The organism is Kitasatospora sp. NPDC059160 (assembly GCF_042755465.1).
In the GTDB taxonomy this organism is placed as follows: Bacteria; Actinomycetota; Actinomycetes; order Streptomycetales; family Streptomycetaceae; genus Kitasatospora.
The window spans coordinates 50,541-71,398 of the sequence record NZ_JBHZCN010000046.1; the positions used below are offsets into that span (position 1 = coordinate 50,541).

Sequence of the window (20,858 nt, forward strand, 5' to 3'; positions counted from 1 at the left end):
GTCAACTGCCGCGCCTGAGCAGCCGGTCGAACAGTCCGCGCCGGGGCCCGGGCGACGGGGCGAGGTCGTGCGCGTCGGAGGGGAGGCCGAGCCGGGCGCGGGCCCCGCGGCGCTCGGCGCGGATCCGGTGGACGGCGCGCTCCCGGGCGGCGTGGTCCCAGCCGCCGTGTTCCTGGGCGCCGTGGTCCCGGGCGGCCGGCGGGTCGGCGGCCTCCGGGAGCAGCAGGTCGAGCGCGGTGGTCCAGTGCCGGACGGCCCGTTCGTCCTGCCCGGCCCCGGCCAAGTGGTCGGCGAGGTCCTCGAAGGCGTACCAGTCACCGGAGCCGCGGGCGTACGCCTCGGCGGCGGTGAAGGCGTCCCGGGCTTCCTCGCCGCGGCCCGCGGTGTGGAGGGTGAAGGCGTACAGCGCCAGCATCCGGTCCAGCCCGGGGTCGTCCTCGGCGGCGAGGCCCCCGGTGCGGGCCGCCGCCACCTCGTCGAGCAGGGCCAACGCCCGGGCGCAGGACCCCGCGTCGGTCCAGTACACCGCCGCGTCGACGAGCGCATCGAGCCGCTCACCGCCGCTCGCGGTGGCGGCGAACGCCTCGGACTCCTCGGCGCACTCCGCGGAGGTGTAGGTCAGCGGGCCGAACGGTCTCTTCACGGTGGTCCTTCGCGGGCGGGGCGGGGCAGCGGCCGCCATGATCCCGCAGGCCGCCCGGACGCCGTCCACCGGGAGGGGCTTCGGTCGGCCCTCCCGCTGTGCCCGGAGCCCGGAGCCCGGAGCCCGACGCCCGTCCCCGACCCGGTGGACGGGGGCGGGGACGGGTGTGCAGGTGGAGGCGGTGGGGACCGGTCGGGTCAGGAGGTACGGCGGACGTACGGCTCCCAGAGCACCTTGATCGACCGCGTCGGCCCGGTGTCGCCGGAACGCCGCTGCGCCTCGGTGCCGAACGGCGGGGCACCGGACTGGAGTCTGGCCGGCTGGTTGGTGATCGCCGTCCACCCCGGGTTGCCGGTCACGCAGTCCACCGGGGTGCTGCCGTCCGCGGTCGCGAACCGGCAGAAGGTCCGGTACACCGTGCCGTCGGTGGTGATGGTCTCCACGGAGATCTGGTTGCCGTGGTCCGACACGGCCACACCGCAGGCGGGGGCGGCCCCCAGCGGGAGCGCGGGCGGGGTCGACCAGGTGGTCAGGTCGGCGTTCGGGCCGTTGAGCGGCGCGCTGCCGACCTGGACGGTGCCGTTCTTGACCACGCCGGTGTAGAGCACCATGCCGTGGGTGACGGTGTCGATGGACATGCACGGGCCGGTCGGGCCGGTGGCCCCGGTGTTGCCGGTGGCTCCGGTCGGTCCGGTCGGTCCGGTCGGACCCGTCGGCCCGGTGTTGCCGGTGGCCCCGGTGGGGCCTGTCGGTCCGGTCGGCCCGGTGGCGCCGGTGTTGCCGGTGGGTCCCGTCGGTCCGGTCGGTCCCGTGGGTCCGGTGTTGCCCGTGGCACCGGTCGGTCCGGTCGGCCCGGTGGCCCCGGTGTTGCCCGCAGCCCCCGTCGGTCCCGTCGGCCCGGTGGCGCCCGTGGCGCCGGTGTTGCCCGTGGCTCCCGTCGGCCCGGTGGCCCCGGTGGCCCCGGTTGCGCCGGTGTTGCCCGTGGCGCCGGTCGGCCCGGTCGGCCCCGTCGGTCCGGTAGGTCCGGTCGGACCCGTCGGCCCGGTGACGCCCTCGCCCGCAGGGCCGGTCGGTCCGGTCGGGCCGGTTTCGCCCGCAGGACCGGTCGGGCCGGTGGGTCCGGTCGGCCCCACGCACCCGATCAGGTGGCCGTGATGGCCGTCGTGGCCCCCGTCTCCGTGCTCCTCGCCGTTGCCGTCGCCGTCGCCGCGGAGGGACCAACCCGGGCCGGACTGCTGCAACGCCGGCGCGTGGACGCCGTCACCCGTCTGCCGGCCGCCCTCGGGCGTCGGCTCGCCCCCGTCCTGGGGCTGCTCCTCGCCCCACACCTCCTGCTGGCCCGGCGGACAGTGCTCCTCGCCGTGGTCGCCGTGCTTCTGCTGGCTCGGCTGCGGGAGGTAGCTGTGGATCCCGGCGGCGAACGTGGTGCCGCTGGTCGACATGATGGCCGTGATGAGCAGTGCGGCACCCGCCGCGCGTTGTTTGCGGCGGTGCGGCACCGCCGGTCTCGGGATCCGTGATCCGCGTGATGACACCCGGTACTCCTCACTCGTCGGGGACGGCGGGACGATGCGGCCCGCCCGGTGTCCGCCATTGATCCGGGCGGCGCAGTCGCTTCCGGCGTCGACGGGACCGGAATGTCATCAACGCGGCGCACTGCGATCACCCGGACGGCCCGAACCCGTTGGCCTGACCCGTGTGGGAGCACGGGGGACGAACGGGCCCGAAATAGCATCACCACCGCGATGCGCGTCCCGGTGCGTGCCCGACCGGGCCCGCCGCCCTCCCGCCCACTCCGAGAGGCCGTTGTGACCCGATCCGACGCTTCCCGTTCCGGTGCAGCCCCGTCCCGGGCGCCCGGCCGGAGGCCCACCGTCTGCCTGTGCATGATCGTCAAGGACGAGGCGGCGGTCATCGAGCGCTGTCTCGCCTCGGTCCGCGGCCTGGTCGACACCTGGGTGATCTCCGACACCGGGTCCACCGACGGGACCCAGGAGCTGATCCGCCGTGCGCTGGCCGGGATCCCCGGCGAGCTGCACGAGGAGCCCTGGACGGACTTCGGCCACAACCGGACGCTCAACATCCGGCACGCCCGCGGCAAGGCCGACTACCTGCTGCTGATCGACGCCGACATGGTGGTGCGGCAGGAAGGGCCGCTCCCCGAGCTGACCGCCGACTCCTACCTGGTACGCCACGCCGCCGACCTGGAGTACCGGATCAAGCGGCTGGTGCGCGGCACCGTCGACTGGCGTTACGAGGGGGCGACCCACGAGTACCTGACGACGGAGCGGCCGGACCAGCCGGACCGCTCGGCCGAGCTCGACGCGCTGGTCATCGAGCACTTCGCGGACGGCGGCTCCCGGTCCGACAAGTTCGAACGCGACGCCCGGCTGCTGCGGGCGGACCTGGAGCGCGACCCCGGCAACTCCCGCGCGGTCTTCTACCTCGCCCAGACCATGCGCGACCTCGGACGCACCGCCGAGGCGATCGAGCTGTACCGGCGGCGGGCCGGGATGGGCGGCTGGCCGGAGGAGGTCTACTACGCGCTGCTCCAGGTCGGCGTGCTGACCGCGGAGACCGGCGGTGACTGGCCGTCCGCCATGGACGCGCTGCTGCGCGCCTGGGAGAGCCGCCCGGGGCGCCTGGAGGCCTGCTACCAACTCGCGTCCCGGCTGCGCCGGATGGGCCGCTACCAGGCCGCGCACGCGTTCGCCCGGGCGGGGCTGGACCGCGGCCTGCCGAACGACTGGCTGTTCACCGAGCCCTGGGTGTACCGCTGGGGGCTGCTCTTCGAGTACTCGATCACCGCGTACTGGGTCGGTGACGCGCGGGGCTCGCTGGCCGCCTGCGACCGGCTGCTCGCGATCGCGGAGCTGCCCCGCCCCTACCGCGAACAGACCGTGGCCAACCGGAGGTTCGCGGAGCAGGCGGTGTCGGCGTCCGCTCCGGGGGTGCTCAGCCGGTCCGGGTGAGCAGCACGTAGCCGTCCAGGTCGGCGACGTCGCGGTAGCCGTGCGCGCGGTGCCAGTTCAGCCGGTTCCGCTCGATCTCGGGCGTCAGCGGCCAGCGCTTGTTCCACAGCGTCCAGGTGTCCACGAGGATCCACTCCGGGTCGGGCCGGCTGGGTTCCCAGCCGAACAGGCCGACGGTGGTGCGGTCGGTGAGCTGGGGCACCAGCAGCGTGGAGGCCTGGACGGTGGCGCCGTCCGGGATGCGGTCGATCAGCCGGTGGGCGACGGCGAGCCGCGGGTCGCTCCGCCAGGTGGCCGGCTGGACCAGCTGCCAGAACGGGAACTGCGGCAGCAGCAGCAGGCAGACCGCCGCCGTGCCCAGCAGGTGGCGCCGTACGCTGCCCGGCCGCGCCCGCCGGGCGGCCAGGGCCTCGACGAGGGCGGCGAAGACGATCGGCATCAGCACCAGCGAGTAGTGGTAGCCCGTGCCCCAGTGGAACGCGTTGGTCGAGAGGAAGCGCCACACCAGCGTCGGCACCGCGACCCAGGCCAACGAGGACCGCAGCGCCAGGAACACCGTGACGGCCAGCACGAACAGCAGCGTCGTCGCCTTGGCCTCGGGGGTGATCAGACCGATCGTCCCCTTGTACAGCAGGCCCGCCACGAGGGTGTCCGCACCGCCCGGACCGCCGCCCGAGCCGTCCCCCCGGCCGCTCACGTACGACCAGTAGGCGAAGTCCCCGCCCGGGTTGAAGGCCGGCAGCACCACCAGCACGGCGAGCAGCGACCCGGCCACCCCGGCCGCGGCCGTGCCGAGCCCCAGCCGCCGGCCGCCCCGCCGGGCGATCAGCAGGCCGATCACCGCCACCGTCAGCCCGAGGTCCTCCTTCACCAGCAGCAGCGGCAGCGCCCAGCAGGCCGCGGCGCGCAGCCGGCCCTCGGCGAGCGCGGCCAGCGAGAAGGCCAGCAGCGGGACGGCGAAGGCCACCTCGTGGAAGTCGAAGCCGATCGCGCTGGCGACCCCCCAGGACAGGCCGTAGCAGAGCCCGACCACCGCGGCGGGCCCCGAGCCCAGCCTGCGCCGGGCCCAGAGGACCAGCGGCACCATGCCGACGGCGACCAGGGCGGCCTGCACCACGAGCAGCGTCACGGGGGTGCGCCAGACCCAGTAGAACGGGGCGACCAGGGCCAGCACGGGGGAGAAGTGGTCCCCCAGCACGGGGAAGCCGGGTGCCTTCAACTCGGAGACGGGCAGGTGCCCGTCCGCGTAGGAGCGGACCACCTGCTCGAAGATGCCCAGGTCGTAGCTGTTGGAGAGCATCCGCTCGTGGATCCGCACGGACAGCGTCGTGTAGACGGCGAAGAGCGCTCCCGCCAGCCCCCAGACCCACCATGCGCTGCCGACGACCGGCGGCAGCAGGTACGGGCGGGTGGCCCGCTCCCCGGGGCCGGACTGCCGCGGCGGACGGTCCACGGTGCTGTCGGTGAGAGGCGCCTGCATGATCACACCTTCCGGAGGCCGCTGCCGAAGCCGCTCCCGGTGCACCGCGGACGACGCACCGCGAGCGGCACACCGGCAGCGGCGCACCGGGAGCGCCGCCCAACAAGATGTCAGCAACGCTTCGGCACCGGCGGGGAAGGGCTGTCACGCGCAGCGCAGAATCAACCGATCGGCCGCAGGCGCCGCGTCGGCCCGGCTGGTCCGCCCGCCCGCGCACACCCTTCCGGGCCCCGGGCCGACGTCAGTCGCGGTACCGGTCCACCAGGTGGCCGTACCCGCCCGCCGTCCAGACCCGGCGCCGGAACTCCGGGAGGGTGACCGCGCCCGCACCCTGTCCGGCGGTGGGCGGGAAGTGGGCGGTCCCGCAGCGGGCGCAGTACCAGGCCGTGGCCCACAGCCGCTCGGCCTGCGGGCGGCCGGCGAGTTCGCGGTTGCTCCTGGCCCAGAGCAGCGCGGCCGTGGCGAACAGCGCGAGCGCGAGGCAGAACGCGATCCCGGAGAACAGGTAGAAGGAGTCGGATCCGGAGGAGTCCGAGAGGTGGGCGAGGGAGGATCCGGCGAGCATCTTGGCGCTGGAGTCCTCGTACCTGCTCTGTGAGTCGGCGACGAAGTACAGGAACCCCGCCGCGAACAGGGCGGGGACGCCGAGGACGGCCGGGACGCGCTCGGGGCGCTTCTCCGGGGCGGGCGCCAGGGCCCGGGCGAGCGGGCTGGTGACCTCCCGGGTGCCGGTCCGGAGCTTGCCGTCGTTGTCCCGGGAGTGGACGGTGACCGTCTTCCGGCCCGCGAGGTGGACGGCCGGAACACTGCGGACCTGGTCGGTCCGGGCGCAGCCGGGGCAGGTCTGCGGGGCGGACGGCGCGGGTGCGGCGTCCCGTGGTTCGATCATGGTTCCCCCCAGTGGTGTCGTCCGGCCGGTGGGCCGTTCGTATCCGCTGGGACGTGCCGGGCCGGGGGGCGGTTGCGGCTCGCCTCCCGGAGGTCGTGGAACCTCCGGCCGGCCCACTGGACCCGCCGCTCGGCCCGGCTGTGCCGACCGGCCGTGCTACCCGGCCGTCGGCGGGGTCCAGCCGAGGGCCGGGCCGAGGCGGGTGGCGAGGTCGGTGAGGATCTGGGTGTAGTCCTCGGGCTCGAAGTCGAACGGGAGCGCGAAGGCGACCTCGTCCACCTCCCGGAAGCCGGCGTGGGCGTGCAGGCGTTCGGCGAGTTCGGCCGAGCTGCCGACCAGGTCGGGGGCGAAGAGCAGCCGGTTCGGGCCCTGCGGGGTGAGAGTGCGCGGGGTGCGGGAGAGCGCGTAGGCCTGGTACCTGGCGCGCTGTTCGGGGGTGGCGCCGTCGGTGGGGACGACCACCAGGCCCTGGGAGACCCGGGCGCGCTCGCCGTCGGGGTGGTGGGCCCGGAAGGCGCGGATCTGCTCGGCCTGGATGGCGGCGAAGTCCGGTGCGTCGTCGCCGGGTTCGGGCTTGACCACGCTGCTGGTCAGCAGGTTGAGCCCCTGTTCGCCGGCCCAGCGGGCCGAGCGCAGGCTGCCCGCGCCGTACCAGAGCCGGTCGGCGAGGCCGGGGGAGTGCGGCTGGACCCGGCGTGAGTACACCTCGATGCCCTCGGTGCCGGCGAAGTCGGAGGCGTCCTCGCCGCGGACCAGGGAGAGGAAGCGTTCGGCGCGGGTGGGGGAGAAGTCCTCGTGCTCCCCGGTGTCGGGGTAGAGCGCGCCGCGCACGTGCTCGTAGTGGACGGGCGGGCCGACGCTGAACCCTGGGTTGAGCCGGCCGCCGGAGAGCAGGTCGACCGTGGCGAGGTCCTCGGCGAGCCGCAGCGGGTTCTCCCAGCCCAGCGGGGTGACGGCGGTGCCGAGCTGGATGCGGCTGGTGCGCTGGGTGGCGGCGGCGAGGACCGCGACCGGGGAGGAGATCCCGAACTGGAGGTGGCGGTGGCGCAGCCAGGCGCTGTCGAAGCCGAGCCGTTCGCCGAGGGTGATCAGGTCGAGGGTGGACTCGTGGCCCCGGCGCGGGTCCGCCTCGTCGAAGAGGCCGATGGTGAGGAAGCCGAGTTTCCGCAGCGGGCGGGGGGAGGGCGGCATGGTGGCGGCTCCGCGGGGGTCTTGCGGCCCCGGAGGGCCGGACGGGTGGTGCCCGTCGACCGTACGCAGACCGCGCGCGGTGCCACAAGATCGGCGCGGGATCCGGACAACGGGCCGTAACACGGGGCAATGCGGGGCAATACGGCGCAACGGGCACCGGTGCGTCGCGGGACGGGCGCCCATCCGCTGCCGGGTGGGCGCCCGTTCCGGCCGCGCGCCGGTCAGCAGCTGCGCAGCTCCGGGCTCTGGTTGCGGATCTGGTTGTGCAGCGAGGTGAACTCGCGGTACGCCGCGCTGTCCTCGGAGCCGGGCCGGAAGGCGCCGACGCGGTGGCAGTTGACGAAGGCGAGCTTCACGCCGAAGTGCTCCTCCAGGCTGCCGCGGATGGCGTTGCTGGCCAGGGCGCGCAGCAGCTGGGCCCGCTGCTCGTCGCTGGGGGTGGTGTTGTCGGTGGTGAACTCGGCCTCGCCGTCGGAGAGTTCGGTGCTGAGTCCGGCGACGACCTGGTAGGCGTACGGGAGCGAGGCGCGGACGGTGTCGAGGAAGTCGGCCTGGTCGACGCGGCCGTCGCGGGCCTGGTCGAGCAGGGCGGGGGAGACGTCGAGCGACATGGGGGTCCTCTTTCGCGGGGGCGCGCCCGGGGCGCGCACGGGGAAATGGTTAACGAAGATGAAAACCATGTGCGCTAAGGACTGTCCTGGACGCCCCGACGCCCTGTCAAGTACCGCCCCCCGAAGGGCTGACGTCCGGTGCCGCCGGGGCCGGCCGCACCTTGATGACGAACACCGCGATGACGACGGCCAGCGCCGCGAAGACCAGGCCCATCTGGAAGGCGCTGGTGATGCCGTGCACCAGGACGTTCGAGGAGTACGGCGCCGGGAGCGTGCCGGTCGCCCTGAGCCGGAGGGCCTGCTGCGGGGTGGCCTCCCGCAGGAACGCCCCGACCTGCTGCCGGGCCTCGTTGCGGCTGGCGGTGCCGTACACCGTGACCAGGATCGACAGGCCGAGCGAACCGCCCACCTGCTGCATGGCGTTGAGGCTGCCGGTGGCCGCCCCGGTCTCGTGCGGGGCCACGTGCGAGACGACGGTGAGCATCGCCGGGACGAAGATCGAGCCCATCCCGAAGCCGAACAGCAGCGTCGGTCCGAGGATCCCGCCGACGTAGGTGCTGTGGATGTCGATCCGGGTCGCCCAGAACACCCCGCTGAGGACCAGCACCGACCCGGCGACCAGGAACGGCTTCGGGCCCCACCGGATCTGGTTGCGCGCCGCGAACTGGGCGGCGCCGACGATGGCCACGCTGATCGGCAGGAAGGCGAACCCGGCCCGCAGCGGGCTGAATCCGAGGATCTCCTGCACGAACAGGGTGATGAAGAAGAAGATGCTGAACATCGTCGCGGCCACGCACAGCATCAGCCCGTACGCACCGGAGCGGTTGCGGTCGCGCAGCAGGTGCAGCGGGGTGATCGGCTGCGGGACCCGCCGCTCGTTGACGACGAACGCGGACAGCAGCACCACCGCGAGGGCGAAGGAGGTGAGGGTGACGGCGTCCGTCCAGCCGTGGTCGGAGGCCCGGATGAAGCCGTACACCAGGGAGACCATGCCCGCCGTGGCGGTGAACGCGCCGGGCAGGTCGAAGCGCCCGGGGTGGCGTTCCGACTCGTTGATGTAGAGCGGCGCCAGCAGCGCGATCGCGATGCCGATCGGCACATTGACGAACAGCACCCACCGCCAGGACAGCCAGGAGGTCAGCATGCCGCCCAGCAGCAGGCCCACCGCCCCGCCCGCCCCGGCGACGGCCGAGTAGACGCCGAAGGCCCGGTTGCGCTCCGGGCCCTCCTTGAAGTTGGTGGCGATCAGCGCCAGCGCGGTGGGCGACGCTATCGCCCCGCCCACGCCCTGCAACGCCCGGGCCGCCAGCAGCCAGGACGAGGACTGGGCGACGCCGCCGAGCAGCGAGGCGAAGCTGAACACCAGCACGCCGACGATGAACACCCGCCGGCGCCCGAGGATGTCGCCCGCGCGCCCGCCGAGGAGCAGCAGCCCGCCGAAGGTCAGCGTGTAGGCGTTGATCACCCAGGACAGGTTGGTCGTGGAGAAGCTCAGGGCCTGCTGGATGTGCGGCAGGGCGATGTTCACGATCGTGATGTCCAGGACCACCATCAGCTGGGTGGCCGCGATGACGGTGAGGGCTATCCCCGGGTGCTGGCCGCGTCGTGCGGACGCGGGAGGGGCGAGCGCCAGGGAGCGCGAGGTTGCCATGGCAGGGTCCCCCAATGGCGTGGGGTCGAACGACGATGGGTGAACGGAGTCCGTTCGCTACCACCGACCGTAGCCCCGGGGAGATAGGGAACACAACCGTTCATTACCGACAACCGTCTGTTTTCGGACGGTGGCGGGTGGTGGCGGGTGGTGGCGCGCGGTGGCGCCGATGCGGGGTCTCCACCGCGCGGCCCTCGGCGCTCGGCCGGCGGCTACGACACCTTCGCGCCGCCCAGGACCGCGGCCGCGAACGCCGCGGTCAGCCGGTGCCATGCGCGTGCGCCACGCACCATCGTGTGGCCGCCCCGGGCCATGGGAACGGCCTCGACGACGGCCCCCGCAGCAGCGGCCCGACGGGCGAACTCCCAGGCCAGGGCGGCCGAGGTGACGCGGTCCGCCCCGTCGTGCAGGACGAGCACCCGCCGGCCGTTCAACTGGCCCACCGGATCGCCGGGCGGGCACCACGGGGCCAGCGCGACCACCCCGGCCACCGAGGGGCGGCCGGCGGCGGCCAGGGCGGCCCTGGCCCCCATGGAGTGGCCGACCAGCAGCAGCGGAGCCCCCGGAGCGAGGCCCTCCAGCTCGACCAGCGCGGAGCGTGCGTCGGTCACGGGATCGGCGCGGGACCCGTTCCAGCCGCGGTGGCGGTAGCGAACGGACGCGACGACGGCACGCGGGAGGGCGCGGCGCAGGGCCCGGGCGAACAGCGCCATCCGCAGGGCCGGCAGGTTCACGCGACGGGGCGGTGCGAGGCCGTCCGCGCGGCCGCCCGGCAGCAGGAGCACCCCGGCGTCGGGCACGGCAGGCCGGTGGTGGATCCGTAGGTGCTCCCAGGAGCGCGGCATGGGACCTCCCGTTCGCCGCCGAGGAGGTGTCGGTGCACCGGGTATTCGGTGCTCCGCACCGTTCCGGATGGCCCTCGGGCACCGCGGACCCGGGGAGGGAGTGCCCGGATCCAATCCGTTCGGCCACCGGGCTCCGAAGAGAGGCCGGGATGATCCGGCGGCTCGGGAGGGCGGCCGATGGCGCACCCCCGCGCCCGGCGGGCCACTACGGCCCGCGGCGCGGCCCGTACTCGACAGGAAGCCGGTGAGCGGGATGCGAGGAGAGGCAGCGGCGGAAGTGGTCGTGGTCGGCGCGGGCCTGGCCGGCCTGGCCTGCGCGCTGGACCTGACCGAGGCCGGACGGGACGTCCTGGTCGTGGAGGCCGCCGACGAGGTGGGCGGACGGATGCGCACCCACGTGGTCCGGGGCTTCCGCCTCGACCGCGGTTTCCAGGTGTTCAACACCGCCTACCCGCAGGTCAGGCGGCGACTGGAGCTGGGCGCGCTGGGGCTGCGCCCGTTCACCCCCGGGTTCCTGCTGGCCGACGCCCGGGGCGCGCGCCGGGTGGTCGATCCGACCAGGCGCCCGGGCCAGGCCGGCGACCTGCTGCCCGGCAGGCTGCTGCCGCTGCGCGACCTGGCCGCACTGGCGCTGCTGGGGGCGGGGGACGCGGCGCTGCCCGCCGCCCTGCTCAAGCGCCTGCCGGAGACCGGCACCGGCCGCGCGCTGCGCCGGGCCGGGGTGTCGGGGCGCACCGTCGACGAGGTGCTCGGCCCGTTCCTGGCCGGGGTGTTCCTGGAGGAGGGGCTGGAGACCTCCAGCCGGCTGTTCCACCTGGTGTGGCGCAGCATGCTGCGCGGGAGCCTGTGCCTGCCGCAGGACGGAATCGGGGCAGTGCCACGGCAGTTGGCGGCCCGGCTGCCGACGGCCCGACTGGTGTGCGGCACCCGGGTGGAACGGGTGACGGCGGGCGGGGTGGCGCTCGCGGGCGGCCCGGTCCTGCGGACCCGCGCGGTCGTGGTGGCGACCGGGATGGCGCAGGCCACCCGGCTGCTGCCGGGCCTGGAAGTGCCGGCGGCGCGGGCGGTGACGACCTTCTACCACGCGGCGCCGGTCAGCCCCCTGCCCGAGCCGACGCTGGTCGTGGACGCGGACCGGCAGGTGCTGAACACGGTGGTGCTGTCGGAGGTCGTCCCCGGCTGCTCACCGGACGGGCGGGCGCTGGTGTCGACCTCGGTCCTGGGAACGGACGCGGACGAGCGGGCGGCCCGGGTCCGGGCCGGTGCGCTGTACCGGGCGGACACCTCGGCCTGGGAGCAGCTGGAGGAGTACCGGATCGCCGAGGCGCTGCCGGCCGGGCCCGCGCCGCTCCGGCTCAGCCGGACCACCCGGTTCGCGCCGGGGCGCTACGTGTGCGGCGACCACCGGGCCACCGGCTCGGTGCAGGGGGCACTCGCCTCGGGCGCCCGGGCGGCCCGGGAGGTGCTGGCCGACCTGGCCGGACCGGGAACCCGGCCGGCATGAACGACCGGCGCGCATGGCGGGTCGCGGTCGACCCGGGCCTGGTCGTCCAGCGCACCTGCGACCACCTGGACGGGCTCCGGGAGGCCCCCGCCAACCCCGTCCCGGGCTGCGAGGAGTGCCTGCGCGCCGGCCGGACCTGGGTGCAGCTACGGGCCTGTCTGACCTGCGGACACGTCGGCTGCTGCGACAGCTCACCGGGGCAGCACGCCCACCACCACGCCCGCACCACCGGCGGCCACCACATCGCCCGTTCCCTCCAGCCCGGCGACGACTGGGCCTGGTGCTACACCGACGAGGTGTTCCTGCACCCCGCCCGCCCCGCCGGGCCGCCGCCGGGCGCTGCCCGCTGCGGAAGGACCGGTGGTGATCGGATCGGTGGTGATCGGTCCACCGTCGGCCCACCCCCGGAGGTGGGGCCGGGAGGGATGATCGAGGCTCGGGGCATGGGATCGATCATTGTGCTCTTCGAGCTGGAATCCGACGGGGCCATCGGGGCGGAGGGTGTCGAACCCGCCGTGTTCGCGGTGCACGCCGCCGGGGCCGATCCCGATGTTCCGGAGGACCCGCAGCCGTACACGCTGTGCGGGGTGGAGACCGGACCGATGGAGCACGCGCACTACCGGCCGGCCCGGCCCGGGGATCCCTGGTACCCGCCCGTGCTCGCCGACCGGCGGTGCCAGGAGTGCGAGCGGGCCCTGCGCACGCTGTGATCGGGGCCCGGCGACCGGGGCGCTGCGAGGGCGTGGCGGTGCGAGCTCTCAGGTGGCCAGGCCTGCCAGCACCTCGGCGCCCGGGAGCTGGGCCAGGGCCCGACCGGGGAGGATGAGCTTGCCCCGGCGTCGGCCGCTGCCGATCAGGACGGCGTCGGCCGCGGCCACCGCCTCGTCGATGAGCAGCGGCCAGGTGCCGGGCAGGCCGACGGGGGTGATGCCGCCGTACTCCATGCCGGTCAGGTCGACCGCGGTGTCCATCGGTGCGAACGACGCCTTCCGCGCGCCCAGGTGGGTGCGGACGACCTTGTTCACGTCCACCCGGGTGGTGGCGAGGGCGAGGCAGGCGGCCAGGGTGACCTCCCCGCCGCGTTTGGCCGCGACCACCACGCAGTTCGCGGAGAGTTCCGGCGGTACCGCGTAGAACTCGCAGAACACCGCGGTGTCCGCCTTCTCGGGGTCGGTGTCCACGTACAGCACGGACTCGGCTGCGGCCCGAGCGTCCCAGTTCTCGAGGGCGTCGGCCACGGGGGCGGCGAGCTGCTCGCGGACCTCCAGCGCCGGGAGGACGGCCGTGAAGTTTCCGAAGGGAGGGTGCAAGGGATCGCTCATGGGGGGACTGTAGCGCGGGCGGCGGCGGGCGCCGCCGGGTAACCCCGCCCCTGCTCCGGTCCACCGACGGCCCGGTCGAGCGCCGGGGCGGCCCGTCGGTGGCATCCTGACGGGATGCGCCAACGGGTGCCGAGAACAGCGGGTGCCGTGAACAGGGAGGATCCAGTGCGCCTGAACCGACCGTCGCCGCCCGCCGCCCCGGGCGGCTGAGGTGCCCCGTCGCGGCCGGGCCGAACCGCCCGTCCGTACCTGGTGGCAGCTGGCGCGGCTGGTGGCCCGGAGCGTGTGGGAACAGGGCCGTACGGTCGAACTGCTCCAGCGCTCGATGGCCTTCGCCGCGCTGTTCTTCGTGACCCTCGTCCCGCTGCTGATCGTCATCGCCGCCGCCTTCCCGGCGCGCGGCACCGGGATCGCCGAGTGGATCACGGACGGCCTGGGCCTGTCCGGCCAGGGCGCCGCCGCCGTGCACCGGCTCTTCGTCTCCCGGGGCCAGGTGCTCAGCACCACCACGGGCTTCGGCCTCGCCGCGCTGGCCGTCTTCGGGGTCTCGCTGATGGCCGCGATCCAAGGGGTCTACGAACGCATCTGGGAGCTCGACCGCGGGCCGTGGCACACCGTCTGGCGCCAGACCCTCGGGCTGGCCGCACTGACCGGCTACATCGTGGTCGCCGCCCTGAGCGGCACGCCGTGGCGCCACTCGGCCGTCCAGCCGACCGTCCGGATCGCCGCGACGACCATCGGCGGCATCCTGCTGTTCTGGTGGCTCCAGCGGCTGCTGCTCGCCGGACGCGTCCCGGCCAGGGACCTGCTGCCGGGCGCCGTCGCCACCATGGTGGCGCTGGCCGGGCTCCGGCTCTTCTCCCGGCTGGTCTTCGCGCCCCTGCTGGTGTCCAACGCCGTCTCCTACGGGACGGTGGGCACCGTGCTGATCGTCCAGTCCTGGCTCATTGGCGTCGGCTACACCGTGTACGCCGGCGCGCTGGCCGGCCGCGTCCTGGTCCAGGCCCGTCGCACGCCGTAGCGCGGCGCGGGACCGCCGCCTTCCCGGTCTAGTCTCAGGGGAGTTGACGCTCCTCGACTTCGGGAGGACGGCCCATGGCAGCCGTGCACGTGACCGTGTGGGACGACCGGGTCGGCGGCGACCGGCCCTCGGGGGCCCCGGGCGACGCCCCCGCCGTGTTCGTCCACACCATCTTCACCTGGGGCAGCGACCCCGCCTACGGGTTCGCCGGGCAGCGGCCCCTCGCGGTCGGCCGGCGGCTCCTCCTGATGGACCGCCGGGGCTACGGCGACAGCCCGGACACCGCGCGCAGCGACTTCGAGGTCGACGCCGGGGACATCGTGGAGGTGCTCGGCGGCCGGGACGGGGCCACGGGGCCCGGCGGTGCCCACCTGGTGGCGCACGGGAACGGCGCGGTCGCCGCGCTCATCGCCGCCGCGCGCCGACCCGACCTGGTTCGCTCCCTCGCCCTGATCCAGCCCTCCGCCTTCACCGCCGCCGCGCACCACCCGGTCGTCGCGGAACTCCTCGACCGGGTGCGCGACGCCGCCCCGGGCATCCCGGAGGGCGTCACGCCGGAGCAGTACCTGCGGGCGTCCACGGAGGGGCTGGGGATGGCGATGCCCGAGCCCACGCCGCGCCGACTGCGTGCCGTCGCCACCTCGATGGGGGAGCGGCCCGTCTGGGAGGCGGAGATCCCGCTCGCGGCGCTCCGGGGCGGGGCTCTGCCCGTCCTGGTGATCTGCGGGACGTGGGAGCACGCCCCGGCCGCGTACCGCGAGCACGTGGGGCTGCCCCTGATGGCCGTGGCCGACGCCCTCACGGACTCCCTCGGGGGCCGGCTCCTGCGGGTTCCCGGCTACTACCCGCACACCCAGGAGCCTGCGGCCGTCAACGCCGCCCTGCGGGAGTTCTGGGGCCGCTGACGGGGTCCGGCCCGGGGGCGTGAGGGAAGGTCACCACCGGTAGCGCCGGTGCCGCCGTCGGCCGTCTCCCCGGCCTGCCCGAGGTGACGGCGAAGCCGTGGACGGCCCTTCGGGACGGCGGACCGCCGCCGACCAATCCGGGCCGCCGCCGGCTCCGAACAACGGGTGCAGACCACCGACAGGGCCGCAGGTGCGCGCCCTGGGCAGAGAGGGGCCCTCGTGACGACGGTCGACACCACCTCCGGACGGTTCCGGGTGACGCGGGGCGGGCCGCCCGGGCGGCGGGTGGCGGTGGTGGGGGCCGGTGTCGCCGGGCTCACGGCCGCGTACGAGCTGTCGCGCTCCGGGGTGGAGGTGGAGCTCTTCGAGGCCGACGAGCGGCTCGGCGGCCACGCCCACACCCAGCGCGCCACCGGGCCGGACGGCAGTGAACTGGCCCTGGACACCGGCTTCCTGGTGCACAACGAGCGCACGTACCCGCACCTGGTCCGGATGTTCGCCGAACTCGGTGTCCGCACCCAGGACAGCGAGATGAGCATGTCCGTGCACTGCGACGGCTGCGGCCTGGAGTACGCCGGTGCGCGCGGGCCGGCCGGGCTGTTCGCCCGCCCCGACGCCGTGGTGCGCGGCCGGTACCTGCGGATGCTCGCCGAGGTGCCGCGCTTCCACCGGCTCGCCCGCCGGCTCCTCGCCGACCCGGCGGCGGGCGACCCGAGCCTGCGGGAGTTCCTCGCCGCCGGGCGGTTCGCGCCGTACTTCGTCAACCACTTCACGACCCCGCTGGTCTCCGCCGTGTGGTCCTGCGCCCCCGACCTGGCGGGCGACTACCCGGCCCGGTACCTGTTCGCCTTCCTCGACAACCACGGCCTGCTCGGGGTGACCGGCTCGCCGACCTGGCGCACCGTCGTCGGCGGCTCCCGCAGCTACGTCGAGCGGATCGCCGAGCGGCTCGGCGCCGTCCACCGCTCCGCCCCCGTCCGGCTGGTGCGCCGGCACCCGGACGGCGTCACCGTGGTCTCCGGGAACGGGCGCCGCACCGAGGCCGACGCCGTGGTCGTCGCCACCCACGCCGACCAGGCCCTGCAACTCCTCGCCGACCCGACCGACGCCGAACTGGAGGTCCTCGGCGCCTTCGGCTACTCGCGCAACCCCACCGTGCTGCACCGCGACCCCTCCGTGCTGCCCCGGGCCCGTTCGGCGCGCGGATCGTGGAACTACCGGATGCCGCACTGCGCCGCCCCCGCCGACCGGGTGCGGGTCAGCTACCACCTCAACCGGCTGCTGCGCCTGGACACCGCCGAGGACTACCTGGTCACCCTCAACGAGGACCGGCAGCACCCGATCCCGGAGGAACTGGTCGTCTCCCGCACTGTCTACGAGCACCCGGTGTACACCGCCCGGACCGTCGCCGCCCAGCGCCGGCTGCCCGAACTCACCACCGGCCGCACCGCGTTCGCCGGCGCCTACCACGGCTGGGGCTTCCACGAGGACGGCTGCCGCTCCGGCGTCGAGGCGGCCCGGGCCCTGTTGGGGGCGGTCGCGCCGTGAACCCCCTCCCCGGCCCCTGGGGCGCCGTGCTCTACGAGACCCGGACCACCCACGTCCGCGCCGCACCCCGACGGGTCTTCCGCCACCGCGGCTACCTCTGGCTGGTCGACCCGGACCACCTGCCGCCGATCCCGTGGCCGCTGCGCCCGCTGGCCGCCTTCCGGGCCCGCGACCACGCGGTCGACCGCACGGAACGGGACCTGACGATACGTCAGGACCTGGAACACTTCCTGGCCGGCCACGGCGTACGGCTCGGCGACGGCCGCGTCCTGATGCTGACCCAGGCCCGCTCCCTCGGGCACGTGTTCAACCCGCTGACCGTCTACTGGTGCCACGACCCGCAGGGCCGGGTGCGCTGCGCCGTCGCCGAGGTGCACAACACCTACGGCGGCCGGCACCGCTACCTGCTCCACCCGGACGCGGCCGGCCGGGCCGGGACGCCCAAGGAGTTCCACGTCTCCCCGTTCTTCCCGGTCGACGGCCACTACCGGATGTCCCTGCCCCCGCCGGGCGAGCGCCTCGACCTCACCGTCCGGCTCGACCGGCCGGACGGCCACGCGTTCACCGCCACCGTGCACGGCACCGCCCGCCCGGCCGGCCCCCGAACCCTGCTGCGGGCGGCGCTCCGGCACCCGTTCGCGACCTGGGCCGTCAGCCTGCACATCCGCTACCAGGGCATCCGGCTGTGGCTGCGCGGCCTGCCCGTCCACCCGGACCCGGCCACGGAAGAGGTGCCCACCGCATGACCAGCACCACCCCGACCCCGACGAGCACCACCCCGCCCGGCACCACTGCCCGGCCGACCCCCGTCGTCGACCCCGCCCGCTGGCCGGACGTCGTCCGGGTGCCGCACGCCCCGCTGCGCGCCGCGGTCGCCGCACGCGTGCTGCGCCGGGCCGCCTCCCGGCAGGGCATCCGGATCGAACTGCCGGGCACGAAGGACGAGTTCGAGCCAGCCACCGGAGTCCCGGTGCTGCGTCTGCACCACCCGAGGGCCTTCCTGCACCGCCTCGGCACCGGCGGCCTGATCGGCTTCGGCGAGTCCTACCAGGCCGGTGACTGGGACAGCCCCGACCCCGTCGCGCTGCTCACCGCGCTGGCCGCCGCCCCCGAAGCCCTGGTGCCCAGGGGCACCCGGTGGCTGCGCCGGTTCTACGTCCGGCGCCCGCCCCGTGCGGAGCTGTCCACCCCCGGCAACGCCCGGCGCAACATCCACCGCCACTACGACCTCTCCAACGAGCTGTTCGCGCTCTTCCTCGACCCGACCATGACCTACTCCGCCGCCCTCTTCCCCGACGCCCCCGAGGCCCCGGGCGCCCGGCCGACCGCGACCAGGGAAGGCCTGCCCGCCGCGCAGCACCGCAAGATCGACCGGCTGCTCGACCTCGCCGCCGTCGGCCCCGGCACCCGGCTGCTGGAGATCGGCACCGGCTGGGGCGAACTCGCCGTCCGCGCCGCCGCCCGCGGCGCCCGGGTGGTCAGCCTCACCCTCTCCGAGGAGCAACTCGCGCTCGCCCGCCGCCGGATCGCCGACGCCGGACAGGCCGACCGGGCCGAGGTCCGGCTCTGCGACTACCGCTCGGCCCGGGGCCGGTACGACGCGGTGGTCAGCGTGGAGATGATCGAGGCCGTCGGCCGCCCCTTCTGGCCCGAGTACTTCGCCACCCTCGACCGGGTCCTCGCCCCCGGCGGCCGGATCGCCCTCCAGGCCATCACCATGCCCCACGACCGGATGCTCGCCAGCAGCCGCACCTACACCTGGATCCTCAAGTACGTGTTCCCCGGCGGCCAGATCCCCTCGCTGCGGGCGATCACCGACACCGCCGCCCGCACCGGACTCCGGGTGGACCGTGTCGACGCGTACGGCCCGCACTACGCCGAGACCCTGCGGCTGTGGCGCGAGCGCTTCACCGAACGGTGGCCGGAGGTCGCCGCCCTCGGCTTCGACGAGGTGTTCCGCCGCACCTGGGAGCTCTACCTCGGCTACTCCGAAGCCGGCTTCCGCACCGGCTACCTGAACGTGCACCAGCTGCTGCTGACCCGCGACGGCGGCACCGTGCCGGGCCCGTACGGGGCGCGGGCGTGAACGCCGCGGCCTTCGGCCTCAACCTCGCCGTCACCGCCGGTGTCGCCCTCGCCGTCATGCTCGCCGCCTTCGTCGTCGGCCTGCGCTCCGGGCGGTACCGGGGCGTGGACGTCGCCTGGGGCCTGGCCTTCGCCGCGATCGCGCTGACCGGCCTGGCGCTGTCCGCCGGGCACGGCGACACCGGGCGCCGACTGCTGGTCACCGTCCTCGTCACGGTGTGGGGCGTACGGCTCTCCGTCCACCTGTGGTGGCGCGCCCGGGGCGCTCCCGAGGACCCGCGCTACGCCCGGATGCTCGCCCGCGCACCGGCCGGCCCGGCCCGCACCCGGTACGCGCTGCGCATCGTCTTCCTGCTCCAGGCGGCCATCGTCTGGTTCGTCTCGCTGCCCGTCCAGGCCGCCCAGTACCTGCCCGGCCCGCCCGGGGCGCTCGCCTGGGCGGGCGCGGCGGTGTGGGCGGTCGGACTCGGCTTCGAGGCCGTCGGGGACCGGCAGTTGGCACGGTTCAAGGCCGACCCCGGCAACCGGGGCCGGATCATGGACCACGGCCTGTGGCGCTACACCCGCCACCCCAACTACTTCGGCGACGCCTGCGTCTGGTGGGGCCTCTTCCTGCTCGGCGCCGACACCCCGACCGGCTGGGCGTTCGTGCTCAGCCCGCTGCTGATGACGTACCTGCTGGCCTTCGGCAGCGGAAAGCCCATGCTGGAAAGGCACTTGGGGGCCGACCGTCCCGGCTGGGCCGAGTACACCGCCCGCACCAGCGGCTTCCTCCCGCTGCCGCCGCGCCGTCGTCGGTAGCTTCCGTCGCCCGTACTCCCCGCAGGCCATGGCCGTCGTCCGCCCCGAAATCCCGGTGCGCCCCGGCCGCCGGCGCCGGTACCGTCCCCGGGTGACCCGTCGAACCCCGCCGCGCCCGCTGAATGTCGAAGAGCTGTTCCCCGAAGTCGTGCCCCTGCGCCGCGAGGCCGTGCGGCTGCACCCGCGCGCGGGCCGGCCGGCACCGGGGGACAGCTCGGTCGGCGGTCCGCTGCTCTGGCCGGCGGAGGAACCGTGGCCGGAGTGCCCGCGCCATCCGGGCTCGCCCATGGTCGCGGTCGTCCACCTCCACCGCGCCGACCTGCCGGACCTGGTGCCGTTCCCGGAGGGGCGGGACCTGCTCCAGCTGCTCTGGTGCCCGCTGCGGCACGAAGGCCAGTGGGTCGTCCCGCTGCTCCACTGGCGGACCGCCGGGGAGGTGGGCGAGGTGCGGCCGACCCCGGAGGCGCCGGCCGACGCGCCGTACGGATACGTGCCGAGGCCGTGCGTCGTGCACCCGAAGCTGGTCGCCGAGTACCCGAGCTGGGACCTGTCGGACGAGCTCTGGGACGCCCTGGAACCCCGCTTCGCGCAGGTGGACCAGGAGACGGGCTGGGACTACCAGTACCACCTGTCCACCGCGCCGGGGATCAAGCTGGGCGGCTACCCGGGCTGGAGCCAGGACGCGCAGTGGCCGGACTGCCCGGGCTGCGGAACGGCGATGGACCACCTGCTCACGGTGGAGAGCACCGAGGAGCACGGCCCCGGGCAGGCCTGGACGCCGGTCGAGGACCGCGACCACCGCTGGGAGGGCGCGGGACTCAGCCTCGGCGACCTGGGCGGGGTGTACGTGTTCGAGTGCCGCACCTGCCCGGGCCGCCCGTTCACCCACCGCTACGACAGCTGAACCCGCCCGCAGCCGAACCGGCCCGCCGGTGTCGGCGGGCCCGTCCGGTGGGCCGTCAGTCCCGGGCCACCCGCAGGGCCCAGAGCACCAGCGGCACCTGGAGCGGCACCCGGGCGACGGCCGCCGCCCGCAGCGGGGCGGGCCGGGCGCGCCAGTCGCGGGCCATCCGCACGTTCGCCGGGAGCACCGCCGTGAACAGGGCGGCCGCTGCCAGGGCCCCGGCGCGCCGGGTGCGGGGGTGGGCGACGGCCGCGCCGACGGCGAGCTCGGCCAGTCCGCTGAGGTGGGTCCAGTCCCGCGGGCGGCCCGGCAGGGCGCGCGGGACGATCGCGTCGAAGGGGCGCGGCACGGCGAAGTGCGCCACCCCGGCGCCCAGCAGGAGGCCGCTCAGCAGACGGGCGGATCGGTCGGCGGACATGCTGCTCCCGGGGAGTGCGAGTCGGTGGCGCCGCGGTCGGCCGACCGGGGTTACCGGATGGTAACCGC

At 75.1% G+C, this 20,858-nt stretch carries 20 protein-coding genes; 10 read left to right on the forward strand and 10 right to left on the reverse strand.

The features are described from left to right. Nucleotide 1 precedes the first annotated feature (1 nt). Nucleotides 2-643, reverse strand: coding sequence for a hypothetical protein (locus ACFXOZ_RS20850; protein WP_380591911.1), 642 nt, complete (start codon nucleotides 641-643; stop codon nucleotides 2-4). A gap of 197 nt (nucleotides 644-840) precedes the next feature. Then, a complete protein-coding gene (locus ACFXOZ_RS20855) occupies nucleotides 841-2,085 on the reverse strand; it encodes a hypothetical protein (RefSeq protein ID WP_380591913.1) in 1,245 nt (414 codons plus the stop codon). 444 nt (nucleotides 2,086-2,529) lie between these two features. On the opposite strand from ACFXOZ_RS20855, the gene ACFXOZ_RS20860 reads away from it, so the two are divergent. Then, nucleotides 2,530-3,615: a glycosyltransferase gene (locus ACFXOZ_RS20860; protein ID WP_380591915.1), complete on the forward strand. Its 1,086-nt coding sequence runs from the start codon at nucleotides 2,530-2,532 to the stop codon at nucleotides 3,613-3,615. Here ACFXOZ_RS20860 and ACFXOZ_RS20865 read toward each other — a convergent pair. From ACFXOZ_RS20865 to ACFXOZ_RS20890, 6 genes are all read right to left on the reverse strand, one after another. Continuing rightward, nucleotides 3,599-5,095: a DUF2079 domain-containing protein gene (locus tag ACFXOZ_RS20865; RefSeq protein ID WP_380591917.1), complete on the reverse strand. Its 1,497-nt coding sequence runs from the start codon at nucleotides 5,093-5,095 to the stop codon at nucleotides 3,599-3,601. The two genes, ACFXOZ_RS20860 and ACFXOZ_RS20865, sit on opposite strands and share 17 nt — an antisense overlap. A gap of 241 nt (nucleotides 5,096-5,336) precedes the next feature. Continuing rightward, nucleotides 5,337-5,984, reverse strand: a complete 648-nt coding sequence (locus ACFXOZ_RS20870; RefSeq protein ID WP_380591919.1) for a hypothetical protein — start codon at nucleotides 5,982-5,984, stop codon at nucleotides 5,337-5,339. Between the two features lie 156 nt (nucleotides 5,985-6,140). Beyond that, complete coding sequence (locus ACFXOZ_RS20875) at nucleotides 6,141-7,175, reverse strand: LLM class flavin-dependent oxidoreductase (protein ID WP_380530278.1); 1,035 nt, start codon at nucleotides 7,173-7,175, stop codon at nucleotides 6,141-6,143. Between the two features lie 221 nt (nucleotides 7,176-7,396). Continuing rightward, entirely contained in the window at nucleotides 7,397-7,786 is a 390-nt protein-coding gene (locus ACFXOZ_RS20880; protein ID WP_380407015.1) for an SCO5389 family protein, read from the reverse strand. A 106-nt stretch (nucleotides 7,787-7,892) separates the two neighbouring features. After that, nucleotides 7,893-9,437, reverse strand: a complete 1,545-nt coding sequence (locus ACFXOZ_RS20885; RefSeq protein WP_380591921.1) for an MFS transporter — start codon at nucleotides 9,435-9,437, stop codon at nucleotides 7,893-7,895. A gap of 212 nt (nucleotides 9,438-9,649) precedes the next feature. Beyond that, entirely contained in the window at nucleotides 9,650-10,282 is a 633-nt protein-coding gene (locus ACFXOZ_RS20890; protein ID WP_380591923.1) for an alpha/beta hydrolase, read from the reverse strand. Between the two features lie 253 nt (nucleotides 10,283-10,535). Between ACFXOZ_RS20890 and ACFXOZ_RS20895 the strand changes: the two genes are divergently transcribed. After that, on the forward strand, nucleotides 10,536-11,786 hold the full coding sequence (locus tag ACFXOZ_RS20895; RefSeq protein WP_380530268.1) for an NAD(P)/FAD-dependent oxidoreductase: 1,251 nt from the start codon (nucleotides 10,536-10,538) through the stop codon (nucleotides 11,784-11,786). Then, nucleotides 11,783-12,496 (forward strand): UBP-type zinc finger domain-containing protein, encoded by a 714-nt coding sequence (locus ACFXOZ_RS20900; protein WP_380591925.1) that lies wholly within the window; start codon nucleotides 11,783-11,785, stop codon nucleotides 12,494-12,496. Before ACFXOZ_RS20895 ends, ACFXOZ_RS20900 begins: the two co-directional genes overlap by 4 nt. A 48-nt stretch (nucleotides 12,497-12,544) precedes the next feature. Here ACFXOZ_RS20900 and ACFXOZ_RS20905 read toward each other — a convergent pair whose 3' ends face one another. Then, nucleotides 12,545-13,108 carry a YbaK/EbsC family protein gene (locus ACFXOZ_RS20905; protein WP_380530263.1) on the reverse strand — a complete coding sequence of 188 codons (564 nt, stop codon included), beginning with the start codon at nucleotides 13,106-13,108 and terminating at the stop codon, nucleotides 12,545-12,547. A 211-nt stretch (nucleotides 13,109-13,319) separates the two neighbouring features. Between ACFXOZ_RS20905 and ACFXOZ_RS20910 the strand changes: the two genes are divergently transcribed. The 7 genes from ACFXOZ_RS20910 to ACFXOZ_RS20940 all read left to right on the forward strand — a co-directional run bounded on the left by ACFXOZ_RS20910 (nucleotide 13,320) and on the right by ACFXOZ_RS20940 (nucleotide 20,372). Beyond that, nucleotides 13,320-14,129 (forward strand): YhjD/YihY/BrkB family envelope integrity protein, encoded by an 810-nt coding sequence (locus ACFXOZ_RS20910; RefSeq protein WP_380530261.1) that lies wholly within the window; start codon nucleotides 13,320-13,322, stop codon nucleotides 14,127-14,129. A 74-nt stretch (nucleotides 14,130-14,203) separates the two neighbouring features. Continuing rightward, nucleotides 14,204-15,034 (forward strand): alpha/beta fold hydrolase, encoded by an 831-nt coding sequence (locus ACFXOZ_RS20915; protein ID WP_380591927.1) that lies wholly within the window; start codon nucleotides 14,204-14,206, stop codon nucleotides 15,032-15,034. Nucleotides 15,035-15,253: 219 nt separating this feature from the next. Beyond that, on the forward strand, nucleotides 15,254-16,582 hold the full coding sequence (locus ACFXOZ_RS20920) for an NAD(P)/FAD-dependent oxidoreductase (RefSeq protein WP_380591929.1): 1,329 nt from the start codon (nucleotides 15,254-15,256) through the stop codon (nucleotides 16,580-16,582). Further along, entirely contained in the window at nucleotides 16,579-17,328 is a 750-nt protein-coding gene (locus tag ACFXOZ_RS20925) for a DUF1365 domain-containing protein (RefSeq protein WP_380530252.1), read from the forward strand. Before ACFXOZ_RS20920 ends, ACFXOZ_RS20925 begins: the two co-directional genes overlap by 4 nt. Continuing rightward, on the forward strand, nucleotides 17,325-18,668 hold the full coding sequence (locus ACFXOZ_RS20930) for a class I SAM-dependent methyltransferase (RefSeq protein WP_380591931.1): 1,344 nt from the start codon (nucleotides 17,325-17,327) through the stop codon (nucleotides 18,666-18,668). Before ACFXOZ_RS20925 ends, ACFXOZ_RS20930 begins: the two co-directional genes overlap by 4 nt. A gap of 56 nt (nucleotides 18,669-18,724) precedes the next feature. Next, complete coding sequence (locus ACFXOZ_RS20935; RefSeq protein WP_380591937.1) at nucleotides 18,725-19,468, forward strand: DUF1295 domain-containing protein; 744 nt, start codon at nucleotides 18,725-18,727, stop codon at nucleotides 19,466-19,468. A 91-nt stretch (nucleotides 19,469-19,559) separates the two neighbouring features. Then, the gene (locus tag ACFXOZ_RS20940; RefSeq protein ID WP_380591933.1) at nucleotides 19,560-20,372 is read left to right on the forward strand and encodes a DUF1963 domain-containing protein; all 813 of its coding nucleotides are present in this window, start codon (nucleotides 19,560-19,562) and stop codon (nucleotides 20,370-20,372) included. Between the two features lie 55 nt (nucleotides 20,373-20,427). Here ACFXOZ_RS20940 and ACFXOZ_RS20945 read toward each other — a convergent pair whose 3' ends face one another. Next, the gene (locus ACFXOZ_RS20945; protein ID WP_380591939.1) at nucleotides 20,428-20,790 is read right to left on the reverse strand and encodes a hypothetical protein; all 363 of its coding nucleotides are present in this window, start codon (nucleotides 20,788-20,790) and stop codon (nucleotides 20,428-20,430) included. Between the last annotated feature and the right edge of the window lie 68 nt (nucleotides 20,791-20,858).